This is a genomic window from Bacillus sp. HY001, from assembly GCF_007558965.1.
Classification (GTDB): domain Bacteria; phylum Bacillota; class Bacilli; order Bacillales; family Bacillaceae_G; genus Bacillus_A; species Bacillus_A mobilis.
In genome coordinates, this window is record NZ_VLTE01000202.1 from 1 (window position 1) to 443 (window position 443).

The following is a 443-nucleotide window of genomic DNA, read 5'->3' on the forward strand; positions in this document are numbered from 1 at the left end:
GAGATAGAAGGACGAATTTTGAGTGCTACTGTCAGAAGGAATCCAAGTGGAAAATATTTTGTCTCGATTCTTGCTGAAGCAGAAGTACAAGAATTGCCGAAGACCGATTCCACTGTTGGTATAGATGTTGGTGTGAAAAACTTTGCTATTCTTTCAACGGGTGAGGTATTCGGTAATCCAAAATGGTCTCGGGTATTAGAAAAGAAACTCGCTCATGCCCAGCGTATTCTATCTAGACGTACAAAAGGCGGAGCGAATTGGCATAAACAGCGAATGAAAGTCGCTCGTATTCATGAACGAATCAAAAATGCAAGAACAGATTACTTGCAAAAACTCTCTACAAGAATCATCAAAAACCACGATGTGATTGGGATAGAAGATTTGCAAGTATCGAATATGTTACAGAATCACAAACTAGCGAAAGCGATTCAAGAAGTATCATG

1 protein-coding gene is annotated in these 443 nt (G+C 39.5%); it reads left to right on the top strand.

Annotated elements, in window-relative coordinates:
* Positions 1–443 (top strand): RNA-guided endonuclease InsQ/TnpB family protein (locus FOT98_RS30435; protein ID WP_144291227.1); only part of this gene is annotated, 443 nt, incomplete at both ends.